We start from the raw sequence: 1,109 nt of genomic DNA, 5'->3' as shown, positions 1-1,109 counted from the left end.
CAGTATCTTTATCTGAATACATAGGATATTGAAGGCAGACCCGGGGAACTGAAACATCTAAGTACCCGGAGGAAGAGAAAGCAAATGCGATTTCCTGAGTAGCGGCGAGCGAAACGGAATTAGCCCAAACCAAGAGGCTTGCCTCTTGGGGTTGTAGGACACTCTATACGGAGTTACAAAGGAACGAAGTAAATGAAGCGACCTGGAAAGGTCCGTCGAAGAAGGTAACAACCCTGTAGTTGAAACTTCGTTCCCTCTTGAGTGGATCCTGAGTACGGCGGAACACGTGAAATTCCGTCGGAAGCTGGGAGGACCATCTCCCAAGGCTAAATACTACCTAGTGACCGATAGTGAACCAGTACCGTGAGGGAAAGGTGAAAAGCACCCCGGAAGGGGAGTGAAAGAGATCCTGAAACCGTGTGCCTACAAGTAGTCAGAGCCCGTTAACGGGTGATGGCGTGCCTTTTGTAGAATGAACCGGCGAGTTACGATCCCATGCAAGGTTAAGCTGATAAGGCGGAGCCGTAGCGAAAGCGAGTCTGAATAGGGCGTTTAGTATGTGGTTGTAGACCCGAAACCAGGTGATCTACCCATGTCCAGGGTGAAGTTCAGGTAACACTGAATGGAGGCCCGAACCCACGCACGTTGAAAAGTGCGGGGATGAGGTGTGGGTAGCGGAGAAATTCCAATCGAACCTGGAGATAGCTGGTTCTCTCCGAAATAGCTTTAGGGCTAGCCTCATGTTGTGAGAGTCTTGGAGGTAGAGCACTGATTGGACTAGGGGCCCCCAACGGGTTACCGAATTCAGTCAAACTCCGAATGCCAAAGACTTATCCATGGGAGTCAGACTGCGAGTGATAAGATCCGTAGTCAAAAGGGAAACAGCCCAGACCACCAGCTAAGGTCCCCAAGTATACGTTAAGTGGAAAAGGATGTGGAGTTGCTTAGACAACCAGGATGTTGGCTTAGAAGCAGCCACCATTTAAAGAGTGCGTAATAGCTCACTGGTCGAGTGACTCTGCGCCGAAAATGTACCGGGGCTAAACGTATCACCGAAGCTGTGGATTGACATCTTTGATGTCAGTGGTAGGAGAGCGTTCTAAGTGCTG

1 rRNA gene (running past one end of the window) is annotated in these 1,109 nt (G+C 50.0%); it reads left to right on the top strand.

Features of this window, described 5'->3' with window-relative positions:
- Nucleotides 1-1,109: ribosomal RNA gene (locus tag ACFX4R_RS29385) — 23S ribosomal RNA — on the top strand; its annotated part runs 1,475 nt beyond the window's last position; the annotation flags it as partial.

The sequence above is a fragment of the Priestia sp. YIM B13490 genome, from assembly GCF_042787735.1.
GTDB classification, from domain to species: Bacteria; Bacillota; Bacilli; order Bacillales; family Bacillaceae_H; genus Priestia; species Priestia megaterium.
Note: the sequence above shows the minus strand (reverse complement) of the source record. Positions and strands in the feature narration are given on the sequence as shown.